General features: G+C 69.5%; 1 protein-coding gene. It reads left to right on the top strand.

Going from position 1 to position 907, the window contains the following annotated elements; all coding sequences use genetic code 11:
* Nucleotides 1-160 precede the first annotated feature (160 nt).
* The coding region (locus HKK72_RS39480) for a hypothetical protein (protein WP_222721710.1) at nucleotides 161-907 on the top strand (747 nt) is incomplete at its 3' end.

Consider the following 907-nt stretch of genomic DNA (forward strand, 5'->3'; position numbering starts at 1 on the left):
GATGGCAGAGCGCGCGGCAGGAGCCCGCGCTCTGTCCGTTCGCGACCGCGACCGGCACGCTGCACTCCGAAGGTCGCCGGCCACTCGGCACATCGGGGCCCGGCCTCTGCTGAGCAGCGATGACGCATGACGGAATCCGAAGTTGGAACCAGGAGGGATCATGCAACCCATCCCTGCGGTCACGGCGCCGTATCGTGAAATCGCTGCCTTCCTCATAGACGCCGCCTCGCAGGCACCATCGGTGCACAACACTCAACCGTGGTGGTTCGGTGTAACCGGATTGAGGCTGAGCCTGCACGCCGACGTCGACCGCCGACTGGACGTGGCCGACCCGGACGGCCGGGAGATGCTCATCAGCTGCGGAGCCGCCCTCTTCACGCTGCGGCTGGCCGCGCGTCGCCTGGGTCATACCGTCGAGGTGCGTTTGCTGCCCGATCCGGACCGGCCAGGACTCATCGCCGATATCGACATCGGATCGCGGCGGGCCGTGACGGATGGTGAGCGGCGGATGTTCGAGCAGATCCGCCGGCGCCGCAGTCACCGAGGCGGGTTCGGGCCGCGCCGACTGCCGACCGCCCTGCTGTCGGCATTGTCCGATGAGGCGCGACACGAAGGCGCAGCCCTGCGCATCGTCGCCGATCCGCGGGTCAAGACCGCCCTGGGCGCCCTCTCGGTGACCGCTGAGCAGATCCAGCGGCAGGACGCCGACCTTGTCGCCGAGCTCGCCCGCTGGGCGCCCGCTCCAGGCACGCGCCGCCATGACGGCGTCCATTCCGATGCCTATTCCCGCGAGCCGGTACGCACTGAACCGCACTTCGCCGAGCGCGACTTCGGCCGCGGTCAGGGCTGGGGACGCGATGACGGCGATGCCCACGATGTGCTTGCCGCTCACGACGCCACCGGTGTT

Source organism: Actinomadura sp. HBU206391, assembly GCF_014323665.1.
Lineage (GTDB): Bacteria > Actinomycetota > Actinomycetes > Streptosporangiales > Streptosporangiaceae > Actinomadura_C.